The 21,884-nt window shown below is 56.9% G+C and carries 23 protein-coding genes and 1 tRNA gene; 11 read left to right on the top strand and 13 right to left on the bottom strand.

From position 1 onward, the window contains the following. Window positions 1-109 precede the first annotated feature (109 nt). From CBB63_RS01015 to CBB63_RS01005, 3 genes are all read left to right on the top strand, one after another. Window positions 110-1,324 (top strand): amino acid ABC transporter permease, encoded by a 1,215-nt coding sequence (locus tag CBB63_RS01015; protein ID WP_286697817.1) that lies wholly within the window; start codon window positions 110-112, stop codon window positions 1,322-1,324. Between the two features lies 1 nt (window position 1,325). Continuing rightward, the gene (locus CBB63_RS01010) at window positions 1,326-2,621 is read left to right on the top strand and encodes an amino acid ABC transporter permease (RefSeq protein WP_286697816.1); all 1,296 of its coding nucleotides are present in this window, start codon (window positions 1,326-1,328) and stop codon (window positions 2,619-2,621) included. A gap of 15 nt (window positions 2,622-2,636) precedes the next feature. Further along, complete coding sequence (locus CBB63_RS01005) at window positions 2,637-3,407, top strand: amino acid ABC transporter ATP-binding protein (protein ID WP_286697815.1); 771 nt, start codon at window positions 2,637-2,639, stop codon at window positions 3,405-3,407. Window positions 3,408-3,438: 31 nt separating this feature from the next. Here the strand turns inward: CBB63_RS01005 and CBB63_RS01000 are convergent, their stop codons facing one another. The 10 genes from CBB63_RS01000 to rpmH all read right to left on the bottom strand — a co-directional run bounded on the left by CBB63_RS01000 (window position 3,439) and on the right by rpmH (window position 10,847). After that, window positions 3,439-3,918 (bottom strand): SixA phosphatase family protein, encoded by a 480-nt coding sequence (locus tag CBB63_RS01000; RefSeq protein WP_286697836.1) that lies wholly within the window; start codon window positions 3,916-3,918, stop codon window positions 3,439-3,441. Window positions 3,919-4,015: 97 nt separating this feature from the next. Then, window positions 4,016-4,894 (bottom strand): acetylglutamate kinase, encoded by an 879-nt coding sequence (gene argB / locus CBB63_RS00995; protein WP_286697814.1) that lies wholly within the window; start codon window positions 4,892-4,894, stop codon window positions 4,016-4,018. Window positions 4,895-4,924: 30 nt separating this feature from the next. Further along, complete coding sequence (gene yihA / locus CBB63_RS00990; protein WP_286697813.1) at window positions 4,925-5,575, bottom strand: ribosome biogenesis GTP-binding protein YihA/YsxC; 651 nt, start codon at window positions 5,573-5,575, stop codon at window positions 4,925-4,927. A gap of 3 nt (window positions 5,576-5,578) precedes the next feature. Further along, window positions 5,579-5,875 (bottom strand): MOSC domain-containing protein, encoded by a 297-nt coding sequence (locus CBB63_RS16390; protein ID WP_009825285.1) that lies wholly within the window; start codon window positions 5,873-5,875, stop codon window positions 5,579-5,581. A 148-nt stretch (window positions 5,876-6,023) separates the two neighbouring features. Then, entirely contained in the window at window positions 6,024-7,838 is a 1,815-nt protein-coding gene (yidC, locus tag CBB63_RS00980) for a membrane protein insertase YidC (RefSeq protein ID WP_286697812.1), read from the bottom strand. 115 nt (window positions 7,839-7,953) lie between these two features. Beyond that, window positions 7,954-8,724 (bottom strand): EAL domain-containing protein, encoded by a 771-nt coding sequence (locus tag CBB63_RS00975; protein ID WP_286697811.1) that lies wholly within the window; start codon window positions 8,722-8,724, stop codon window positions 7,954-7,956. Window positions 8,725-9,114: 390 nt separating this feature from the next. Then, window positions 9,115-9,942, bottom strand: a complete 828-nt coding sequence (ttcA, locus tag CBB63_RS00970; protein WP_009825282.1) for a tRNA 2-thiocytidine(32) synthetase TtcA — start codon at window positions 9,940-9,942, stop codon at window positions 9,115-9,117. Between the two features lie 95 nt (window positions 9,943-10,037). Next, complete coding sequence (gene yidD / locus CBB63_RS00965; RefSeq protein WP_152540662.1) at window positions 10,038-10,259, bottom strand: membrane protein insertion efficiency factor YidD; 222 nt, start codon at window positions 10,257-10,259, stop codon at window positions 10,038-10,040. Then, window positions 10,256-10,666, bottom strand: a complete 411-nt coding sequence (gene rnpA, locus CBB63_RS00960) for a ribonuclease P protein component (RefSeq protein WP_005849750.1) — start codon at window positions 10,664-10,666, stop codon at window positions 10,256-10,258. Before rnpA ends, yidD begins: the two co-directional genes overlap by 4 nt. A gap of 46 nt (window positions 10,667-10,712) precedes the next feature. Continuing rightward, on the bottom strand, window positions 10,713-10,847 hold the full coding sequence (gene rpmH, locus CBB63_RS00955) for a 50S ribosomal protein L34 (protein WP_005849748.1): 135 nt from the start codon (window positions 10,845-10,847) through the stop codon (window positions 10,713-10,715). Window positions 10,848-11,145: 298 nt separating this feature from the next. Between rpmH and CBB63_RS00950 the strand changes: the two genes are divergently transcribed. The 4 genes from CBB63_RS00950 to CBB63_RS00935 all read left to right on the top strand — a co-directional run bounded on the left by CBB63_RS00950 (window position 11,146) and on the right by CBB63_RS00935 (window position 14,846). After that, window positions 11,146-11,880, top strand: coding sequence for a TVP38/TMEM64 family protein (locus CBB63_RS00950; protein ID WP_009825278.1), 735 nt, complete (start codon window positions 11,146-11,148; stop codon window positions 11,878-11,880). Continuing rightward, on the top strand, window positions 11,877-13,295 hold the full coding sequence (locus tag CBB63_RS00945; RefSeq protein ID WP_037965969.1) for a dihydrolipoyl dehydrogenase family protein: 1,419 nt from the start codon (window positions 11,877-11,879) through the stop codon (window positions 13,293-13,295). The genes CBB63_RS00950 and CBB63_RS00945 overlap by 4 nt, the downstream gene beginning before the upstream one ends. Window positions 13,296-13,306: 11 nt before the next feature. Beyond that, a complete protein-coding gene (locus tag CBB63_RS00940; RefSeq protein ID WP_286697810.1) occupies window positions 13,307-14,692 on the top strand; it encodes a sensor histidine kinase in 1,386 nt (461 codons plus the stop codon). 77 nt (window positions 14,693-14,769) lie between these two features. Then, window positions 14,770-14,846, top strand: a tRNA-Arg gene (locus tag CBB63_RS00935). Between the two features lie 209 nt (window positions 14,847-15,055). Here the strand turns inward: CBB63_RS00935 and CBB63_RS00930 are convergent. The 3 genes from CBB63_RS00930 to CBB63_RS00920 form a co-directional block, all read right to left on the bottom strand. Continuing rightward, window positions 15,056-16,303 carry a saccharopine dehydrogenase family protein gene (locus CBB63_RS00930; protein ID WP_286697809.1) on the bottom strand — a complete coding sequence of 416 codons (1,248 nt, stop codon included), beginning with the start codon at window positions 16,301-16,303 and terminating at the stop codon, window positions 15,056-15,058. 30 nt (window positions 16,304-16,333) lie between these two features. Beyond that, window positions 16,334-17,428: a carboxynorspermidine decarboxylase gene (gene nspC, locus CBB63_RS00925; RefSeq protein ID WP_074634760.1), complete on the bottom strand. Its 1,095-nt coding sequence runs from the start codon at window positions 17,426-17,428 to the stop codon at window positions 16,334-16,336. A 127-nt stretch (window positions 17,429-17,555) separates the two neighbouring features. Further along, on the bottom strand, window positions 17,556-18,416 hold the full coding sequence (locus CBB63_RS00920) for a MurR/RpiR family transcriptional regulator (RefSeq protein WP_009825273.1): 861 nt from the start codon (window positions 18,414-18,416) through the stop codon (window positions 17,556-17,558). A 114-nt stretch (window positions 18,417-18,530) separates the two neighbouring features. Between CBB63_RS00920 and CBB63_RS00915 the strand changes: the two genes are divergently transcribed. From CBB63_RS00915 to CBB63_RS00900, 4 genes are all read left to right on the top strand, one after another. Continuing rightward, window positions 18,531-19,298, top strand: coding sequence for an N-formylglutamate amidohydrolase (locus tag CBB63_RS00915; protein WP_286697808.1), 768 nt, complete (start codon window positions 18,531-18,533; stop codon window positions 19,296-19,298). Next, a complete protein-coding gene (locus CBB63_RS00910; protein WP_005849730.1) occupies window positions 19,295-19,816 on the top strand; it encodes a TRAP transporter small permease subunit in 522 nt (173 codons plus the stop codon). The genes CBB63_RS00915 and CBB63_RS00910 overlap by 4 nt, the downstream gene beginning before the upstream one ends. Beyond that, a complete protein-coding gene (locus tag CBB63_RS00905) occupies window positions 19,806-21,131 on the top strand; it encodes a TRAP transporter large permease (protein ID WP_005849728.1) in 1,326 nt (441 codons plus the stop codon). Before CBB63_RS00910 ends, CBB63_RS00905 begins: the two co-directional genes overlap by 11 nt. A 67-nt stretch (window positions 21,132-21,198) precedes the next feature. Continuing rightward, a partial coding sequence (locus tag CBB63_RS00900) for a twin-arginine translocation signal domain-containing protein (protein ID WP_286697807.1) occupies window positions 21,199-21,884 on the top strand: 686 nt, incomplete at its 3' end.

Here is a 21,884-nt window from a genome sequence, read left to right as displayed (position 1 = left end):
GGCGCGGAGCAATTCCGCGCCCTTTGCGCCTATACGACGCAAAAATAAAACCCGGCCCGCGACACCGAATGGTGCGTGAAAAACAGGTCCGGCACACAGGGAAAATCTGATGACGACAATGTCCGACCCTCAACAGGGCTCGTTCCGGCTGTCGATGTTGCTTAACGACACCCGCTATAGATCCTACACTTTCCAGTTTATCGCGCTGATACTGCTTATCGCATTGATGTCGTTTCTGGGCATTAACCTGGTACGAAATCTGGCAGAGGCCGGATTGAACATCTCTTACGGGTTTTTGAACGTGCCAGCCGGCTACGATATCAACCAATCCTTAATCGATTATAACAGCCAGTCATCGAACCTGCGTGCCGCAATGGTCGGTATCATCAACACGCTTCTTGTTGCGTTTCTGGCCTGTNTCACTGCGACAATTCTGGGTGTGATCGCCGGTGTGGCGCGCNTGTCCAAGAACTGGCTCGTGTCCAAACTGATGTCGGTCTACGTCGAGATTTTCCGGAATATTCCGGTNCTGATCTGGATCCTGATGATCTACACCTTGATGACGGCCGTNTTGCCCGCGCCCAACAAGTTCCGCGGTGACAACGCCACGTCGAGCATGCTTTTCGACGCCTTCGCCTTCACCAACCGGGGCATCTATATTCCCGCACCGGTTTGGGGCCCGGGGTCTATGATCGTGGTTGCGACCTTTGTGCTGTCGATCATCGCCGCGATTATCTATCGCCGGTATGCGGTTAGCCTTCTGTTCCGTACGGGCAAGCTGCTGCCTATGGGATGGCCCACTGTCGCGATCTTGCTGGTGCCGACGATTGTGATGTTCTTCATCATGGGCAGCCCCATCGCATTGGATTACCCCGAGCTTAAGGGCTTTAACTTCCGTGGTGGTCTGCAGATCGGCGCGCCGCTGATCGCATTGTGGTTGGCTTTGTCCGTATACACCGGTGCCTTCATCGCCGAAAACGTGCGTGCAGGTATTCAGGCGATCTCAAAAGGGCAGACCGAAGCTGCNTCGTCNNTGGGCTTGCGCCCGAAGCGGGTCATGAANCTTGTGGTTCTGCCGCAGGCGTTGCGTGTGATCATTCCGCCGCTGATTTCGCAATACCTCAACATCACCAAGAACTCGTCGCTCGCGATTGCCGTAGGGTATGCCGATATCACTGCGACACTGGGGGGGATCACATTGAACCAAACCGGCCGCGCGATCGAATGCGTGCTTTTGCTGATGCTGTTCTATCTTACGATCTCGCTGTCGATCTCTGCGATCATGAACGTTTACAACAACTCTGTCAGCTTGAAGGAGCGGTAAGATGTCAGATACACACGCCGCCTCCGTCCCTTATGTGCGGGACACCATGTTGCCACAGCACGCGCCCCCGCCAACCGCGCAGGGGCCTGTAAAATGGGTCCGCGAAAGCCTGTTTTCGTCGATCCCTTACACCATTCTCACGCTCGCAGCGCTTTACGTTATCTATCTGATCCTTTCCGGCTTCCTTCCTTGGTTGCTGGGCGGCGTTTGGACGACATCCAACATTCGCGAGTGTCGCGAAGTATTGGACGGTGTCCAAGCTGGCTGTTTCTCGGTGCTGACAGAACGCTGGAACCANCTGNTGTTTGGTATCGCCTATCCACAGGACGGCTACTGGCGCCCGACATTGGCATTCGTACTACTGTTCGTCGCCGTGTCACCGGTGCTGTTTAGCAATCTGCCACGTGGGCTCATCCTTTTTACCGTCATCTATCCTTTCATCGCCTTTTGGTTGATTTGGGGCGGTTCCCTTTTGGTGCCATTGTCGGCGTTGCTGGCNGTTGTGGTNGGCTATGTGGTCTACAGCAGAATCGTTAANACAAGCTTTGCAGGCGGCCTTTTNGCGGGTCTCATTGCAGGCGTCGTGACGTGGTTTGTCCTTGGCTTCATTACGCCAAGCCTATCNGGCGTGCTCGCGCTGGAACCGGTCGCCTCGCGGAACATGGGGGGCTTTATGCTCAACATGATCTTGGGCGTGATCTGNGTNTCTTTGTCCCTGCCGATGGGCATTCTGCTTGCGCTGGGTCGTCAATCGAGCTTGCCGATCATCAAACTGATCTGCGTTGTTTTCATTGAGTTTATCCGAGGGGTGCCTCTGATTACGTTGCTTTTTGTTGCCAACGTGGTCCTGGCTTACTTCCTGCCACCGGGCACAAACTTCGACCTGATCCTGCGTGTTATCATCATGATCACCATGTTCGCGTCTGCCTATATCGCCGAGGTGATCCGGGGTGGGTTGGCAGCCTTGCCACGTGGTCAATACGAGGCTGCAGACAGCTTGGGCCTNGATTATGCGCAGGCCATGCGCCTGATTATTTTGCCCCAAGCCTTGAAAATCTCGATCCCAGGGATCGTTAACGTGGCCGTCGGGCTGTTCAAGGATACTACGTTGGTGTCGATTATTTCGATGTTCGACCTGGTNGGGATGATCCGCGGGCCGATCCTAGCGTCGACTGACTGGAACGGNGTCTACTGGGAACTTTGGGGCTTTGCCGCCTTGCTCTTCTTCGTCGTCTGCTACGGCATCTCGCAATATTCACAATGGCTGGAACGTCAACTCCAGACCGACCACCATTAAGGAAAGGCTGTAATTATGGCTGAACAAGCACAAGCGCTGAAAGTCTCGAACGAGGTCGCGATCAGCATCGAGAACATGAACAANTGGTANGGNACGTTTCACGTNNTNCGGGATATTGANCTGACCGTNTACCGTGGTGAACGTATCGTTATTGCCGGACCGTCGGGCTCGGGGAAGTCAACTCTGATCCGCTGTATCAATGCCTTGGAAGAGCATCAGAAAGGCCGGATCGAAGTCGACGGTACGGTGCTGTCTTCGGACGTTAAGAACATCGACAAGATCCGCTCCGAAGTCGGGATGTGTTTCCAGCACTTCAACCTTTTCCCNCACTTGACGATCCTCGAAAACTGCACNCTTGCTCCGATCTGGGTGCGAAAAACACCTAAGAAGGAAGCCGAAGAAATCGCNATGCATTTCCTTGAGAAGGTTAAGATCCCGGATCAGGCGGACAAGTACCCAGGNCAGCTTTCTGGTGGCCAGCAGCAACGCGTGGCGATCGCGCGCAGCCTGTGTATGCGTCCGCGTATCATGTTGTTTGACGAACCAACCTCAGCCCTGGANCCGGAGATGATCAAAGAGGTNCTGGACACGATGGTCGAACTGGCNGAGGAAGGCATGACGATGCTCTGCGTNACGCACGAGATGGGCTTTGCCCGTCAGGTGGCCAACCGCGTCATCTTTATGGATGAAGGTCAGATCGTCGAACAGAACGAACCTGAAGAGTTCTTTAACAACCCCCAAAGCCCGAGGACCAAGCTNTTCCTCAGCCANATTTTGGGCCACTAAGTTTCAAGGGCGGGGATTTCCCCGCCCTTTTCTATTGGGCAAGCATCCGTGGCGTCANGTACGCCTGTACGTCGCCGNTGTGCCAGTGCACNCCCCTCCAGTCGTCCACNNCGAATGACATCACCATTGTCGCACCCGGTGGGGTTCCGGCTGCAAGATGAGCTNTGGCACCCACACGGGGCAGGAGGTGCGCCATCTCNGCCACGCCGGGGTTGTGCGCCAGAAGTAATACTGTGGACCCTTCAGCGCCCTGTATGGCCGCCATCAGNCGTTCTGTATNTGCTAGATAAAGNCGGTCTGTGAAGATTCGTTTAACAGCGGAGGGAATTTCCAAAAGTTCGAGCGTTTCCGACGTTCGCCGAGATGCAGAGCATAGCACAAGATCAGGTCTGTAGTCTTCGGCGTCGAGCCATCGCCCGATTGCATGTGCGTCTTGNCGACCTTTGTCATCCAAAGGCCGGTCAAAGTCCGTCGCGATCCCCGCCGGCCAACCTGCTTTTGCATGGCGCATCAGAATAAGGCGTCTCATCAACGTTTCCTTAATGTATCGGCCGCATAAACAAGAAGCTCAAACAGCCGGAAACAGGGGAGGGGGCAATATGCAATAATCAAAGACGTCGTTGNTACTGGCCGCGGATAATGCTCCCTGCACCATGTTCGGTGAAAAGCTCCAACAAGCAGGCGTTAGGGGCTCTCCCGTCCAGAATCACCGCTGCGCGGACGCCACCGTCGATCGCATCAAGCGCAGTTTGCGTTTTGGGTATCATACCACCGGCAATCGTTCCGTCTGCCACCATCTCGCGTATCTGGCTCGCTGTTAGCTCCGTCAGNACGTCGCCTTCGGCATTCTTCACGCCTGCAACGTCGGTAAGCAGCAGCAAGCGGTCTGCCTTCAGCGCAGCTGCAATCGCGCCCGCCGCAGTATCNCCGTTGATGTTAAATGTTTCGCCGTTGCGGCCCATGCCAAGGGGCGCAATCACCGGGATAATNCCTTTGTCGGCTAGATCGCGTAGCAAACGGGGGTTTACTTCGGTCGGTGCGCCAACCAACCCCAGCTCTGGGTCCTCTTGGTCACAGATAATAAGGCCGCTGTCCTTGCCAGACACACCGACGCAACGCCCACCCTGTGCCGTGATCGCTTGCACAATGCGGGCGTTCACAAGGCCCGACAGAACCATTTCAACGATTTCCATCGTGGCAGCGTCGGTCACCCGTTTGCCGTTTACGAATTCGGACTTGATGTTCAGCCGGCCGAGCATGTCATTGATCATCGGGCCGCCGCCNTGAATGATGACGGGGTTCACGCCGACCTGGCGCATAAGTGCTACGTCGCGCGCGAACTCTTCCATCGCATCGTCGCTGCCCATGGCGTGACCGCCCAGCTTTATAACAACGGTCGCGTCAGCGTAACGCTGCAAGTAGGGGAGCGCTTGGCTCAGGGTGCGTGCGGTGGCGATCCAGTCGCGATTCATGTNTTGTTTTCTCATTCTCTGCCTCGGTAAACGCCGAAGTGCTCGTCACTCCAACGTCGCGATAATGGCACGGAGCGTAGGGATGCCCCAGCCCTTTTCAGAAGACGTAACCACGATTTCGGGGTAGGCGGCTGGGTGCTTGGCAAGCGCACCACGGACCTGATCCANAACCTTCTGACGCTCTACTTCTTTAACCTTGTCGGCTTTCGTGAGGACACATTGAAAAGTCACGGCTGAGCTATCTAGCAAAGACATGATTTCGTCATCAACCTTCTTCACACCATGCCGCGCGTCGATCAGCACAAACGCACGGCGGAGCGTTTGCCGACCTGAAAGGTACTGTTTCAGCAACCGTTGCCATTTTTCGACGACGGGTAGAGGGGCGTTTGCATAGCCATACCCGGGCAAATCGACGAGGTAGTGATCGTCGGCCGCGGTAAAATAGTTGATCTCTTGAGTGCGCCCCGGCGTGTTGGACGCTCTTGCCAGCGCTTTTGTGCCCGTCAAGGCATTGATCAAAGTCGATTTACCAACGTTTGATCGCCCTGCAAAACACACCTCCATCCGGTNGGCGGGTGGCAGGCCGTCCATCGCGACAACGCCTTTCACAAACAGCGTTTCGCCTGCAAATAGCATGCGGCCTTTTTCGGCTGCATAGGCATCAGGCTCTTCGGCGATGCTAAATTGGANTTGCATGAGTTAAAGTACCTTTACCTGGTCGCTAATTGCGACGGAGCCCGTGTGAATGACCTCAGCGTATACGCGGAAATCTTGGTGACCCCAAGTGCTCAATACGCGCAACATGTCGATGTCGCGCTCGCCGTTGAGTGGATTCGCGGTGGTCGCTTGGCACCGCTTGATGGTTTCCCGTACGCGTAGGACAGTTTCGCCAGCTGACACGTCGTTCCCGACCCAATCAAGCTCGCTCCANGGTGTTGTAGTATCAAACCAAATGGTGCTTTTGACCCGGTGCTCAGATTTGCACAATGCGCCCATTCGGTCTCATCTAGACGCGTCGCGCCATGCGCCACCGCCCAGGTCTGGTTCCACGGCATCGACTGCCCCTGGGAGGGCGCTGTATGATCCAGCTCTTCGCGACCATTGCTTTTGAGCGGGTGGCGATAGAGCTGGTTCACTGTTGTCATTATTTCGGATCACCCTTCCGTCCGAATTTCATGCTGCCTTTAATATTCCCTAGGATATCNGGCTTATAGCCNTGNCTGCGCATGATCAGNTACTGCTGCGTAAAGGTAATCGTGTTGTTTGCGATCCAGTAGACAACGAGGCCAGATGCGAAACCGCCAAGCATGAACATAAACACCCATGGCATCCAGGCAAAGATCATCTGCTGCGTGGGATCCGTAGGGGCCGGGTTCAGTTTCTGCTGCAGGAACATNGAAATACCCAGCAGCAGCGGTAGGATCCCGATAAAGACCAAGGCNAGAACGGTCCCTGCTTCGGGCGCAGCCCATGGCAGCAGACCATAGAAGTTGAAGATAGATGTCGGGTCTGGGGCGCTCAAATCCTGAAACGGGCCGAAGAAGGGGGCGTGGCGCAGCTCCAACGTGACGAAGATCACTTTGTAGAGGGAAAAGAAAATCGGNATCTGCANCAAAATCGGCAGACAGCCGGCGGCTGGATTCACTTTCTCGCGTTTATATAGCTCCATCATGCCCTGTTGAAGCTTTTGACGGTCGTCGCCTGCNTCCTTTTTCAGCTTCTCCATCTGTGGCTGAAGCTCTTTCATCTTCGCCATCGAAACNTAGGATTTATACGCAAGTGGGAAGAGCAGAGCTTTGATCAGCAACGTCAGGCCGATGATCGCGACACCCATGTTGCCGATCAGCAGGTTTAGGTGGTGAAGTACCCAAAAGATCGGTTTGGTCAGGAAAAAGAACCAGCCCCAATCGATGGAGTCGATAAANTTNTACACGCCTTGCGCCTCATAGTCGCGCAGAATTTCCCATTCTTTGGCACCGGCGAACAACTGTGTGGTGACCGTTGCTGTNTGCCCGCTTGCGACNGTTTGCGTCGGCATCACNGATTCGGTTTGAAAAATCTCAGTGCGTGGCAGGTATTTGACNGNTAAGCGNGTTGGCTGTNCCGGATCCGGNATCAGGTTGGTCATGAAATAGTGCCCGGTGAAGCCGATCCAGCCGTTGGTTACACCGTCAATACGTTTGGATGGCACGCCGTTCACGACATCCAGCTCGGGAATATCATCCCAAGCGGTCTCAAGCAGTTCACCATTGTTCATGGCGACAAGACCCTCGTGAAGAATGAAGAAATTCTGCGCGTCGCTTGGAATACCGTGGCGTGCAATTAGCCCGTAAGGTGCAAGCGAAACCGAGTTTTCGGAAGTGTTCTCAACCTTCTGTTCGATCTTGAACATATAGTTTTCGTCGATTGAGATGGTGCGTGAGAAAAGCTGACCGGCGTCGTTGTCCCAAGTGAGCGTGACCGGGGTTTCGACTGACAGCGTTTCACCTTGGCTAAGTGTCCAAAGGGTGTTTGGTCCTGGAACCTGTTCAGGGGCAATCCCCGCACCTGGAGCCCAGCCGTAAAGCGCATAGTAGGCGTCGGGTGTGCCTGCAGGTGATAGCAAGCTTACGATGGGAGAATCTTTTTCGATAGTTGTATTGTAATCCTTCAAATGAAGGTCATCGACCCGCCCNCCTAGCAGNGAGATTGAGCCGGAAATGCGCGCCGTTTCAACGGGAATACGCGGCGCTTCTTCGAGAGCTGCCGTTGCCTCGTCCGACGCATCGGTCACATTGTCGGCTGCGCCTGCACTTGAAGGGACAATAGCTTCTGTCGAGGTCGCGTCCGTCACTTGCTGTGTGGCAGCTGGGTCAGTGATGGTTTCGGTTTCCGGAGGCGGAAACAACAAGAACCACCCTAGGATGACTATGAAACTTAGAACCGTCGCGAAAATGAGATTCTTGTTTTGATCGTCCATGTGACCGTCACCTGATGCCTGTAATATCAGCGTGGGTTCAACAGAGTAAGGCACCAAAGGTCAAGTAGATTCGCCTTTTCCCCTTTGGTGCACACTGATCTGCCGAAGCCAAACATCAACGAATGCCACCTACCACACTGGGCAGACGTGTCAGTTTTTGGCTATGTGTATGCATCCAAGTGGTCGCTTCGTGTATCTGCATGGGCGGCGCGATGCCGTCGCCTTGAACATGGTCGCAGCCCAGTTGAGACAATAAGCTATGCTCTCCGGCGGTTCGTATATCACAAGCCAGGGTTTCGACGCCCAAATCATGAGCCATCGCAACTACCGCTGACAGGATGCGGCGACGGTTGGGGTGTTTATCAACGTCATTGGTGAGAGATGGGTCGATAATCGCGAGGTCAACGCCGCATTTTTGAATAATCTCAACGCAGTGCGGACCGCTGCCGAAACCGTTAAGCGCGATACCGCATCCTAGCGTACGAAGGTCACGGCATGTAGAAATGAGTGGGTGAGAAGGCGTATGCTGGCAAAGGTGTTGCGGCAGGGCTAGTCGCAAAGTCGCGGTTTTGACGTCAAGACGATCAAGTTCCCATTCCAGTTTTGCCGCCAGCTGCGCGTCATCCACTTGCTCGGTAGAAAGGCTGCATGTGATGATAATAGGAAAGTGAGACGCTCGTTGCAGGGTTTTGGCCCTGTGCAGCGCGTGAGTCAGATTGCTGAAGTGACTGAAAGGAGTTTCATCCTCTGCAATTTCCGAGGCGTTGAGCGGCGCGGCCATATCGGTGTTCATGCTGGTGTGGCAGGTCGGAACTGCAGAGAATCCGGTGATCATGCCGGAATGGGTGGATATCTGAGGCTGGAATAGCACTTGAGCGTGCTGCATCGGTTCCCGAGGTGTAGGATCGGTGCCGCCGCTTGGTCGGGCAGTGGACGTCCTATCCAGGGGGCGCGTTCGCATTGGTTCTGATGGGGTACTCCGCCACCTATCTGACGCCAAATACAGCAAAGGGGGGGCGATAAAGCCGATGAAAATTAACCCCTGCCAGCCGAACCAAAGCACGGACAACGCAAACCCCAGCAAGAGCACGAGGCCGGCGGGTAAATGGCGACGGGTTGTGCTGCGCCTCGAAAGATTGGGTTTAAGATCGTGTTGCAAATGAAGCCTCGGCTGACAGTGTTACCGCCATACCGATAGCCCTTGCCTCTGACCAAAAGATTAATGTTCTGCCTTTAATCTAAAGGATTTGAATTAAACCCTCAGCTTTTCGAGGGTTTACTTGTCTCGAGTGAGGCCCGCAAAATCAAACAGGTTCGGGTCCAACAGATGCGAAGGGCGTGCGTTCATCAGCGCGCGGAACATCACCTGACGGCGTCCGGGGCTATTCGCCTCCCAGCCGTCTAGAATCGATTTTACCTGCTGGCGTTGCAGACCGTCTTGCGAGCCGCACAAATCACACGGAATGATTGGATAATTCATGGCAGTAGAGAATTTTTCGCAATCGACCTCCGCGACATGGGCGAGGGGGCGGTATAGGAACAGATCGCCTTCTTCGTTCACGAGTTTTGGCGGCATGGTCGCCAAGCGCCCGCCATGAAACAGGTTCATGAAAAACGTCTCTAGGATATCGTCACGGTGGTGGCCTAGGACAACAGCGGTACATCCTTCTTCGCGCGCGATGCGATAGAGGTGCCCCCGACGAAGCCTACTGCACAGCGCACAGAATGTGCGGCCCGCGGGTATTTTATCCATGACGATGGAATAGGTATCTTGGTATTCGATGCGGTGTTTGACACCCATCTTTTCAAGAAACGCGGGCAAGACCGTGGCGGGGAAATTGGGCTGACCTTGATCGAGGTTACAGGCGACCAGTTCGACGGGCAGAAGACCGCGCCATTGGAGCTCATGCAAGATGGCCAACAGGGTGTAGCTATCTTTTCCCCCGGACATGCAAACCAGCCATTTGCCGCCGGATTCGATCATCCCGTATTGCTCAATCGCCTCGCGCGTTTGTCGCACAAGACGTTTGCGCAGTTTGCGAAACTCGGTGCTTTGGGGGGCACCGTTGAAAAGCGGGTGAATATCTTCGGGATGATCAAGCATGGGCTTGGCTTAGTGCAACTGGGTTTGCCGATCAAGCGCCAGTGCATGTGTATGGCGGCGATTGGTGATGTAGAGAAAGGAGAGAAGCGGAAGGGCTAGTCAGGTACGTTGTCGATGCCGCTATCGCCCCAAGGGTGGCAGCGAGCGATGCGCCGCAGGGTGAGCCAGCCGCCCTTGATGCCGCCATGTTTAGCAAGTGCTTCCAGCGCATATGCGCTGCATGTCGGGTGGTATCGGCAGTTGTGGCCAACCCAGGGGCTAAAGACGAGGCGATACCCTTTCACAGGCAGTGCCAAAACGCGCGCCAAAGGGGTCACTTTTTTGAGCCAGAGCGTTGCTTGCCGTGCAGGATCCCCAAGGCTTTGGTGAAATCCGACTGCAATTTGTCAAAAGGGAGGGATGCCGTGGCATCGCTGCGACCTACGAGGACATAGTCCATACCGTCGCGTCCCTCGTGAGGGAGCGTCAGGCGTGCGACTTCGCGTAGACGTCGTTTGGCCCGATTGCGCGCGACGGCGTTGCCCACTTTTTTAGAGCAGGTGAATCCAACCCGTATGCCATCGGCTTCGCCCGCTGCGCGTTTACGCATCTGCAGGATGAAACCGGGCATGGCGACCCGAGGGGCACGGGATGCCCGTTGAAAGTCGGGGCGATTTTTGAGCGTTTGCACACGTAAAGAAACCGCCGGAAGCGTTTCCTCTGGTGTGGCGATGCTGCCATCCATAGGTGCCTCCGACGGTGTCATATCTTTTTGAAACCGAGGTCGCGTATTACGCGCTCAGTTCCTTCCGGCCTTGTGCACGGCGCGCGTTGATGATCTTGCGACCCGCTTTGGTTGCCATGCGTGCGCGGAAACCGTGGCGCCGTTTGCGCACAAGGTTTGAAGGTTGATAGGTGCGTTTCATCGCTCCGACTCCACTTTATACTTTAGCACGCGACCAGATTCGGCGCGTCACTGTCATTTCAAGCCCTGCTCCTAAAGCTGCAGCACGGGCAAGTCAAACCCTTGGTGCCGTTATTTCGGCCTTTGCAACAAATTAAGCCAGCTTATCTGCGCAATGTTACAGTTTTCTTGGGAATTGCCGTGACATCGTCATAAAAGCCGCCTTCACATCAACCACACGTGAGCACCCTATCTGACTGGCGATATTTGACCCATCTAATAAGGAGCAACCTATACCCTTTTGAAAGTGACCCGACAATATGTCCGCACAAGCCTCTGAAAAGCCTTCGTGGTTTCGCTACTTGCCCTTTGTGGCCATCTTGGCGGTCGCGGTGATCGGCTATTTCGCCCTGCGCGATTACCTTACCTTCGAGACGCTGCGCGACAACCGCGAGGCGTTGATCGCTTTTCGTGACCAGCACTATGCGCTGACGATCCTCGTGTTCCTGGGTATTTATATCATGATTGTGGGGTTCTCCCTTCCAGGGGCGAGCGTGGCAACAATCACTGGCGGTTTTCTATTCGGGACAGTGTTCGGCGTTCTGGCAAATGTCACCGGCGCGACACTGGGGGCGGTCGTGATCTTTCTTGCCGCGCGTATGGGTCTCGGAGAGACATTGAAGGCGCGTATGGACGCGTCGGAGGGGCTTGTGCGGAAGGTCAAAGCGGGCATTGACGAAAACCAGTGGTCGATGCTTTTCTTCATACGATTGGTGCCCGTGGTCCCTTTCTTTGTGGCGAACCTTATTCCTGCCTTTCTGGGCGTGCCTCTTTATCGCTTTGTGATCTCTACCTTTCTAGGGATCATCCCCGGGTCGCTTGTGTTCACCTCAATCGGTGCTGGGCTGGGTTCCGTTTTTGCACGGGGTGAAACGCCAGACTTCGGCATTATATTCGAACCTCACATCCTGCTTCCCATTCTGGGGCTTTGCGCTTTGTCGGTGCTGCCCGTCGTGTTGAAAGCTGTCACCGGCAAAAAGGAACTTTTGAAATGAACCGCATTAAAACCGACCTGTTGATCATTGGCGCAGGCTCCGGCGGGTTGTCCGTCGCGGCGGGGGCGTCACAAATGGGGGCGGACGTTGTGCTGCTTGAAGGGCACAAGATGGGCGGCGACTGCCTGAACTTTGGCTGCGTGCCGTCAAAGGCGCTGATTGCTACGGGCAAGGCGGCCTATGGGCAGCGGCACAGCGCGGAATATGGCGTGGCCAATGCGGCGGGCGAGGTGGATTACGCCGCTGCAAAAGATCATGTGGCGGACGTGATTGCGCAGATCGCGCCGGTCGACAGCCAGGAACGCTTCGAAGGCTTCGGGGTCAACGTGATCCGCGAGTACGGGCGCTTCATCTCCGAAGACGAAGTGCAGGCCGGGGATACGGTGATCAAGGCGCGGCGCATCGTCATCGCGACGGGATCATCGCCGCTGGTGCCCCCAATTACAGGTCTGGATAAAACGCCGTACGAGACGAACGAGACGTTGTTCAATCTGCGCGAAAAGCCCGAGCATCTGCTGATCATCGGTGGCGGGCCGATCGGGATGGAAATGGCGCAGGCCCATATACGCATGGGGTGCAAGGTTACCGTGATCGAGGGAGATAAAGCGCTTTCAAAGGACGACCCCGAACTTGCCGCCATCGTTTTGCAAACGCTTAAGGACGAAGGCATCGAGATTGCAGAAGGTGCGCAAGCCGCTGAAATCCGTGGGGATGTCGGCGCGATAGAGGTGGAAGCAAAAGACGGGCGCGTGTTCAAAGGCTCGCATCTTCTGGTGGCCGTCGGCCGCAAGGCAAACACGGATCGTCTGGATCTGGAAAAGGCGGGGATCGAACCGATCAAGAACGGGATCAAGGTTGACGATTCCCTGCGCACCACCAACCGCAAGGTCTATGCCATTGGCGACGTCGCAGGCGGGATGCAATTTACCCATGTCGCGGGCTATCACGGCGGCGTCGTGATCCGGTCGCTGATGTTCGCGCTGCCCGCCAAGGCGAAGACGGCGCATATCCCTTGGGCCACCTACACCGACCCAGAACTGTCGCAAGTCGGCCTGACCGAGGCGCAAGCCAAAGAGAAACACGGTGACAAGCTGGAGGTCGTGCGCTTTCACTATAACCACAATGATCGCGCCATCGCGGAGCGTAAAACCAAAGGTTTGATCAAGGTCATGGTGGTCAAGGGGCGCCCCGTGGGCGCAAGCATCGTCGGTTACCAAGCAGGAGAGTTGATCAACCTGTGGGCTTTGGCGCTGGCAAATAACATGAAAATGAGCCAGATTGCGTCTATGGTTGCACCTTACCCCACCATCGGCGAAATCAACAAACGTGCGGCGGGGGCGTATTTCAGCCCGCGTCTGTTCGAAAGCGATTTGGTCAAGACTGTCGTTCGACTGGTGCAGCGGTTCATCCCATAAAGCGCGCGCCTATGCTCAAATCCCTCTCTGGCAGGCTTCTTATTCTGACCACCATCTTTGTGATGCTGGCAGAAGTGTTGATCTTTGTGCCCTCTATCGCTCGGTTTCGCGAAGAATACATGATGAACCGGCTGGAGAGGGCGCAGATCGCGTCGCTGACCCTGCTCGCAAGCGATATGATCGACCCCGAGCTTGAGGCAGAGCTGTTGCGCACCGCGCAGGTGTTTAATGTGGTGCTGCGGCGGGACCGTATACGGCAATTGGCACTGTCGTCCCCGATGTCGCAGACCATCAAAGAGACATACGATCTGCGCGATGCCTCCGCATGGGTGTTGATTCGCGATGCGTTCCATCAGCTCGCCGAAACAGAGCCGGGGGTGATCCGCGTGATCGGTGCCCCGGTACAGGATGCGGGCTTGCTGATCGAAATCACGATGGAGGCGGGCTCCTTACGGACCGCCATGATCGACTATGGTATTCGCATTCTGGTGCTGTCTGCCGCCATCTCGATGATCACGGCGTTTTTGCTGTTTCTGACCATGCGGGCGTTTTTGCTGAAACCGATCAAGGGTGTGGTCGGGCATATGCAGAACTACGCNCTTGCCCCCGAGGATGCGCGACGAATCATTTCGCCTTCNGCTGGTGTGACAGAGGTGCGCGANGCCGAAGAAGCTTTGATGAAGCTTGAAACCGAACTGACCCAAGCCCTGCGCCAGAAAGAGCGTCTGGCGCAGCTGGGGCAGGCGGTGAGCAAGATCAGCCACGATCTGCGTAACATCCTGACATCGGCACAGCTGTTTACCGACCGGATCGAAATGTCCGAGGATCCGACGGTCAAACGCATGGCCCCGAAGCTGGTCAGCTCAATCACCCGCGCCGTGCACCTGTGCGAATCCACGCTGGCCTTTGGCCGCGCGGAAGAGCCAAGCCCGACGCTGACGGTCACGCCACTGTTGCGCATCGTCGATGACGTNGTTGATAGCGAGCGGCTGGCGATCAACGGGGCGGACCTGNCGTTCACCTGCGACGTGCCGCAAGATTTGCACGTGCGCGCCGATCCGGAGCATTTGTTCAGGGTCTTGGCGAATCTCGTGCGCAACGCCCGACAGGCGATCATCGCCACGGGTAAATCTGGCGAAATCATCGTTGCTGCCAGTGAACANGCCAGCGACTGGGTGATCCGCGTCAGCGACAACGGCCCCGGCCTTCCCCCCAAGGCGCGGGAGCATCTGTTTACTGCGTTCAAGGGCGGTGCGCGCAAGGGGGGCTCAGGTCTGGGCCTTGCCATCGCGGCAGAGCTGGTGCGCGGTCACGGTGGGACGCTCAAACTGTCAGAGACCAGCGCGTCGGGCACGGTATTCATCGTGACATTGCCCAAGGGCGACGGGTCTTTCTAATTTGTTTGAAGAAAATTCACGTTAGGCAAAAGAAGGGGTTGCAAACCCCCGCGCCCAGAACTAAACCCCGCCTTAACGGACCGATAGCTCAGCTGGATAGAGTACCTGACTACGAATCAGGGGGTCGGGGGTTCGAATCCTCCTCGGTCCGCCACTTTCAAACNTCGTTAGATTTTGAACTTGGCGGCACAACCGTCTGNATTTTTTTATAATCAAATTGATCACCCTGCACGCATGATCGCGCGCTGGGCTGTTTGTGTTTAATCGTTTGATTTNATGGGGGGTACGGCCCNTCGGGGNNAGGTAACCCGCGCGGGTGCAAGGGCGCGCGGGTTGTTGGNGTGGGTGCCTCAGGCGGCNGGCTTAGGCGATGGCCTCGTCCCAGCCNGTGTCCTGATCCGCCAGTTTGACACGGGTCGGCAGACCGATGGTGTCGAGCAGGGCGAACAGCGGCTTTGGGTCCAGCTCTTCNACGTTNACCATCGTGCCGGTGTCATAGGTGCCATCGGCAATCAGCATCGCCATCGCCACNGGNGGNACGCCAGCGGTATAGGAAATGCCNTGGCTGCCGACCTCGTTATAGGCGTCCTTGTGGTCGGCNACGTTGTAGACAAACACCTCNACNTCNTTGCCGTNCTTGGTGCCNTTGACCAGATCGCCAATGCAGGTCTTGCCNGTATAGTTCGGCGCAAGNGTCGATGGGTCGGGTAGCACGGCTTTGACCACCTTCAGCGGCACGACCTCNAGCCCTTCGGCGGTCACAACGGGNTGTTCAGACAGCAGGCCAAGGTTNTGCAGCACGGTNAAGACNTTGATNTAGTGATCNCCAAAGCCCATCCAGAANCGCACGTCGGCCTGCGGNTAGTTCGCNGCGAGCGAATGCACCTCGTCATGGCCGGACATATAGGCCTTTTGCTTGCCAACNACGGGNAGATCCCATTCGCGGCCGACCTCGAACATCTTGTTCTCTTGCCACGCGCCGTCCTGCCAGCTGTAGACCGTGCCGGTNAATTCGCGGAAGTTGATCTCGGGGTCGAAGTTGGTCGAGAAATACTTGCCGTGATTGCCCGCGTTGATGTCGACGATGTCGATGGATTTCACGTCGTCCATGAATTCGTCCACGGCGAAACGGGCGAAGGCGTTAACCATACCGGGATCGAAGCCTGCCCCCAGAATGGCGGTGGTGTTGGCCTTGGCGCAATCCTCGCGGCGTTTCCATTCGTAGTTGCCGTACCACGGGGGTGTTTCGCAGATTTTGGTCGGGTCTTCGTGAATGGCCGTGTCGATATAGGCGACNCCGGTGCGGATGCAGGCTTCGAGCACGGTCATGTTCACGAAGGGCGAGCCGACGTTAATCACAATTTGCACGCCAAGCTCGTTGATCAGCGCCTCTACCGCGTCGCTGTCCATCCCGTCGACCGCATGGGCCTTGAATACGCCGTCCTGTTTCATCGCACCTTTGGCATGCACGCTTTCAATGATCGCTTCGCATTTTGACACAGTGCGGCTGGCGATATGCAGATCGCCCAACACGTCATTATTTTGCGCGCATTTATGCGCCACGACCTGAGCCACGCCACCGGCGCCGATGATAAGAACGTTACGTTTCATGTATTCAGTACACCTCTTGTAAGGGAAGGGTTAGGAGAGGGCGGATTTGAAATCCTCGTAGTCGAATGACCGGACCGATGTGATCGTTCCATCAAGTTCACGAATGGCGATGCCGGGCATCTTGACGCCGTTGAACCAGTTCTTCTTGACCATAGTATAGCCCGCAGCGTCCTGAAACGAAATGCGGTCACCGGGTTTAAGCGGGGCGTCGAACTTGAACTCGCCAAAGATGTCGCCCGCAAGGCAGGATTTGCCGCAGATCATCCAGTCGTGGTCGCCGGTGTTCGGGGCCACTTTGGCGGGCTCGCGGTAGATCAGCAGATCAAGCATATGCGCCTCGATCGAGCTGTCGACGATTGCTAGGTTCTTGCCGTTGTGCAGCGTGTCGAGCACGGTCGTCTCTAGCGTGGCGGCACCGGTAATCGCGGCTTCGCCCGGCTCGAGGTAGACCTGCACGCCATAGGTATCCGACAGGGTTTTCAATCGCGCGGCGAGACGGTCCAGCGGGTAGCCTTCGCCGGTGAAATGGATGCCACCGCCAAGGCTGATCCAGTCCATTCGGTGGATCGTGTCGCCAAAGCGGTCCTCGATCAACGTCAGCATGTCGGCGAAACGGTCAAAATCGTCATTCTCGCAGTTATTGTGGAACATGAGCCCGGTGATGCGGTCGGCCACGGCGGCGATCTGCGCCGGATCATGTTCGCCCAAACGGCTGAAGGGGCGGGCGGGGTCGGCCAGATCGAATTCCGATGTCGACACACCGGGGTTCACCCGCAGCCCGCGCGTATGCCCTGCCGATGCCACATCGAAACGGTCCAGCTGGCCGATGGAATTGAAGATGATCTTGTCGCTATTGGCCAGCACCTCGGCGATCTCGTCATCGTCATAGGCCACTGAATAGGCGTGGGTTTCACCGCCGAATTTCTCGTACCCCAGTTTGACCTCGTAGAGCGAGGAGGACGTGGACCCATCCATATACTGCGCCATGAAGTCAAAGACCGACCATGTGGCAAAGCATTTCAACGCCAGCAAGGATTTCGCGCCGGATGCCTCGCGCAGCCAGGCGATCTTTTCCATGTTGGCCTGAAGGCGGGATTTGTCGATCAGATAATACGGGGTCTTCATGGCAGATCCTTTACAAAACGACGCAGACGCGGTGCGCGTTCCGATTAGGGGATGTTGCCGTTCAACGCAAACTCTGATGTGTCATGAACGGATGTCGCAGTGCCGGCGTGCGGGGGGCGGTTGACGCTTAGTTGCTGCGGAAAATGCGCGACTCGCCGATCATCTGTTCCAGCGCCGCGATCCTCTCGGCACTCTGGTCGGAGCTGCGCGATTGCACGTCGGCGACCAGCGCTTCAATCAGAAAGTTGATCGCCAGCGTTGAGTCCCAGCTCGACGGCACCTCGACCATGGCGCGGAAACAGTGGCGGGCGTGTTTTTCGATGGGCGACCCCCAAGCATCGGTGAACAGCACGATGGTCGCGCCTTGCTTGACCGCAAGATCGGCGAGCTTTTCCAGCTCTTTTTCGTAGCGGCGGATGTCAAACACGATCAGCACTGAACCCGCGTCCATATCCAGCAAGGATTGTGGCCATGCACTGGGGGAGGAATCAAGCAGGGTGACCTGCGGCCGGATGATCTGCAGGTGGTTGAAAAAGTAATGCGCGTTGGACCGCGTGATCCGCCCGCCCAGCAGATAGAGCCTGTGCGACGGATCGGAAAGCAGCGCCGCAACCTCGTCGAATTCAGCCAGATCAAGCCGTTCAAGCGTGCGGTTCACATTGCCCGATACCGCCTGAATAAAGCGCGATACCACGTGGTCGCTGCTGTCACCGGGGGTGTCGAGCTTGGCCAGCGGCTTTTTCATCCGTGCGCCGATTTCGTCGCGGATGGCGTCCTGCATATCCGAGAATCCATCGAACCCCAGCTTGCGCGCCAGCCGGATGATGGTGGGCGATGACACCTCGGCCAGCTCGGCCAGCCGTGTGATGGATTGCAGCCCCGTAAGCAACTGGTCGTCCAGCAGAACAGCCGACAGTTTACGCTCTGCCGCCGTTAGCTCGGTCTGCTTTTCTTTCAGCAGATCGCGGACCAGTGCTTTTTTGTGCAACTCATGTTCCTTTCGGTACAGCGCAGATCAGTGTGAAGCAAAGATTACAGAAAAAATCTTGACAGGCTAGAAAATTCTGTAGTGATTGTGAGGCAACAAGACGATAGGGGCACCGTGACCAATACCGACTGGAATGCCGTAAACATCGTGAACCCGCAGGGGCAGGGGGGCTGGCTGTTGGTGTGTGAACACGCCTCGCGCCGGATACCCGATGCGTTGGACGGGTTGGGGTTGTCCCCTGCGGCAAGCTGTTCGCACGCCGCGTGGGACATTGGCGCGCTGGATGTGGCGCACGCGCTGTCAGATGCCCTGGACGCGCCTTTGGTGGCCGGTGACATCTCCCGTCTGGTCTATGATTGCAACCGCCCGCTTGACGCCCCGGACTGTATTCCGGCGCGCAGCGAGATCTATGACATCCCCGGAAATGCCGCCTTGGACGATGCCGGAAGGCAGCAGCGTTTTGACCAAGTGCATACGCCATTTCACGATGCGGTCGCCCGTGTTCGCGAAAGCTGGCAGCCCGCCCAAGCCGCGCCGGTGCTGGTCACGATCCACAGCTTTACGCCTGTCTATAACGGGGCGACCCGCGCGGTTGAACTTGGCTTTCTTTACCACGCGCAGCCCGCCGCCGCGCAGGCATTGCTGGCGGTTGAACAGGCGCGGGGGCGCTATGCGACGGCGCTGAACGAACCCTATGCCGCGACGGACGGCGTGACCTATACGCTTGAACAACATGGCGAGGCGCAGGCGCTGCCCGCCGTGATGATCGAGATTCGCAATGATCTGATCGATACACCCGAAAAAGCGCAGGCCATGGCGCGGCATCTGGCCGAAAGCCTGACCCAAGCCTTTCCCATCCCCGACAGCGAGGCCGCAGAATGAACGCGATGCGCAGATATATCCGGGTGGTCGACGGCTTTAACTATGGCCTTGGCCGGATCATGATGTACGGGATTTTCGTGCTCATGGGGATCCTGCTGTGGTCGTCCTATAACAAGACCTTCGCCTCGCCGCAGATCTGGACGCTGGAAATGGCGCAGTTCGTGATGGTGGGCTATTACATCCTTGGCGGGCCTTATGCTTTGCAGATGGGCGCGAACGTGCGGATGGACCTGTTCTATGCCGAATTGACCCCGCGCAAGAAGGCCTGGACGGACTGTATCACCGTCTTTTTCCTGCTGATCTATCTGGTGATCCTGCTGTGGGGCGGTATCGAATCCACGATGTATTCGTTCAAATACGGGGGGGAGCGCAGCCCGACCGCGTGGCGCCCCTATATGTGGCCGGTCAAAGTGACCATGTGCATCGGCATCACCCTGATGCTGCTTCAAGCTGTCTCTGAACTGTTCAAGGACATCCTTTTCCTCAAATCGGCAGAGGAGACCCGCGATGCCCTATGAGTTGATCGCCATCCTGATGTTTTCGACCATGATGCTGATGCTGCTGACCGGACAGCGGGTGTTCGGGGCCATCGGCTTTGTCGCGGTGATTGCGGCGCTGTTTCTTTGGGGGGATCGCGGCGGCTATGACATCGGGTTCTCTGCCGCGATCAAGCTGATGCGTTGGTATCCGCTGCTGACCCTGCCGATGTTCATCTTCATGGGGTACGTGCTTTCTGAAAGTAAAATTGCCGACGATCTATATAAAATGTTTCACGTGTGGATGGGCGGTCTGCGCGGCGGGCTGGCCATCGGGACGATCGGGCTGATGGTGCTGATCTCTGCCATGAACGGCCTGTCGGTGGCGGGCATGGCGATTGGGGCCACGATTGCGCTGCCCGAGCTGTTGAAACGCAATTATGACAAGCTGATGGTGACAGGGGTCATTCAGGCGGGGTCCAGCCTTGGCATCCTTGTGCCGCCGTCGGTCGTGCTGGTGCTGTATGCGATGATCGCGCGGCAACCTGTGGGGCAATTGTGGCTGGCCGGCGCGATCCCGGGGTTGATGATGGCCACGATGTTCATCATCTATATCGCCATCCGCTGCCGCCTGAACCCCGATCTGGGCCCCGCCCTTTCCGCTGAGGAACGCGATGTGGGCTGGCCCGAAAAGCTGCGCTTGCTGCGCGCGGGCCTGCTGCCTGTGGTGATCTTTGCCGTGATGATGGTGCCCTTTGTGAACGGCTGGACCTCGCTTGTCGAAAGCTCTGCCATTGGTGCGATTGCGGCCTTCCTCGCTGCCGTGCTCAAGGGGCGGATGACGCGGGCGGTGTTCGAGACTTCGGTGCGCCAGACCCTTGCGATCACTTGCATGTTCATGTGGATCATCCTCGCCGCGCTGGCCTTTGGTGCGGTGTTCGACGGGCTTGGGGCGGTCAAGGCGATTGAAAACCTGTTTACCGAACAATGGGGCCTGAACCCTTGGGTGATCCTAATCCTGATGCAGCTGTCGTTTCTGGTCATGGGGACGTTTCTGGACGATACGGCGATGCTGGTCATCGTGGCCCCGCTCTATGTGCCGCTGGTGGGCGCGCTCGGGTTCGATCTGGTGTGGTATGGTGTGCTTTATACGATCACCTGCCAGATCGCCTATATGACGCCACCTTTCGGCTATAACCTGTTCCTGATGCGCGCCATGGCCCCGCCAGAGATCACGATCCGCGATATCTACCGGTCGATCATCCCCTTTGTCGGGGTCATGGTGCTGGCGCTCGCGGTGGTCATGATCTTCCCGCAGATCGCGCTTTGGCTGCCGGACTATGTCTATGGAAAATAAGCATTAACAACCAAGCGGTCAGAGCAACTGGCCCTTTTCATCCCAACCCCAACAAGGAGTATGAGACATGACAACAAGACGTAAGTTCCTGAAAGGTGCCGCCGTTGCCGGTCCGGCAACCCTTGCCGCACCATCGATCCTGCACGCCCAAGAGCCGATCCGCTGGCGTTTCCAGACCTATGCGGGGTCTGCACTTGGCGAAGAGGTGACGAAACCCGCCATCGACGCGATCAACGCCGCTGCTCAAGGTGAGCTGGAAATCGAGCTGTTCTACGCCGACCAGATCGTCCCCACGGGCGAGCTGTTCCAGGCACTTCAACGCGGCACCATCGACGGCGTGCACTCGGATGATGACTCCATGGCGTCGCCTACGCCTGTCCGCTCCTTCGGCGGATATTTCCCGCTGGCGACGAAGCACGCGCTCGACGTGCCGGTGCTGTTCAACCAATACGGTCTGGCCGACATCTGGCGCGAGGAATACGCCAAGGTTGGCGTGCACTGGCTGTCTGCGGCGGGGCAAGACCCGTGTAACTTCAACACCGTCAAACCGATCAAATCGCTGGCCGACATGGACGGGCTCAAGCTTTATACCTTCCCGACGGCGGGCCGCTTCCTGTCGCAATTCGGTGTCGTGCCGGTCAACATCCCCTATGAAGACGCTGAAGTCGCGGTGCAGACCGGCGAGCTGGACGGTATGGCGTGGTCGGGCATCACCGAAGACTACACCGTGGGCTGGGCCGATGTGACCAACTA

Source organism: Sulfitobacter sp. TMED3, assembly GCF_002167505.1.
GTDB classification, from domain to species: Bacteria; Pseudomonadota; Alphaproteobacteria; order Rhodobacterales; family Rhodobacteraceae; genus Sulfitobacter; species Sulfitobacter pontiacus.
This window is presented reverse-complemented; position numbering and strand designations above follow the sequence as displayed.

Bases quoted from the DNA above. Each gene is read 5' to 3' on its own strand.
- CBB63_RS00945 (WP_037965969.1), top strand. From the start codon at position 11,877: ATGAACCGCATTAAAACCGACCTGTTGATCATTGGCGCAGGCTCCGGC.
- rnpA (WP_005849750.1), bottom strand. From the start codon at position 10,666: ATGGATGGCAGCATCGCCACACCAGAGGAAACGCTTCCGGCGGTTTCT.
- rpmH (WP_005849748.1), bottom strand. From the start codon at position 10,847: ATGAAACGCACCTATCAACCTTCAAACCTTGTGCGCAAACGGCGCCAC.
- CBB63_RS00950 (WP_009825278.1), top strand. From the start codon at position 11,146: ATGTCCGCACAAGCCTCTGAAAAGCCTTCGTGGTTTCGCTACTTGCCC.
- nspC (WP_074634760.1), bottom strand. From the start codon at position 17,428: ATGAAGACCCCGTATTATCTGATCGACAAATCCCGCCTTCAGGCCAAC.
- CBB63_RS00975 (WP_286697811.1), bottom strand. From the start codon at position 8,724: ATGCAGCACGCTCAAGTGCTATTCCAGCCTCAGATATCCACCCATTCC.
- CBB63_RS00910 (WP_005849730.1), top strand. From the start codon at position 19,295: ATGAACGCGATGCGCAGATATATCCGGGTGGTCGACGGCTTTAACTAT.
- ttcA (WP_009825282.1), bottom strand. From the start codon at position 9,942: ATGCTTGATCATCCCGAAGATATTCACCCGCTTTTCAACGGTGCCCCC.
- CBB63_RS00905 (WP_005849728.1), top strand. From the start codon at position 19,806: ATGCCCTATGAGTTGATCGCCATCCTGATGTTTTCGACCATGATGCTG.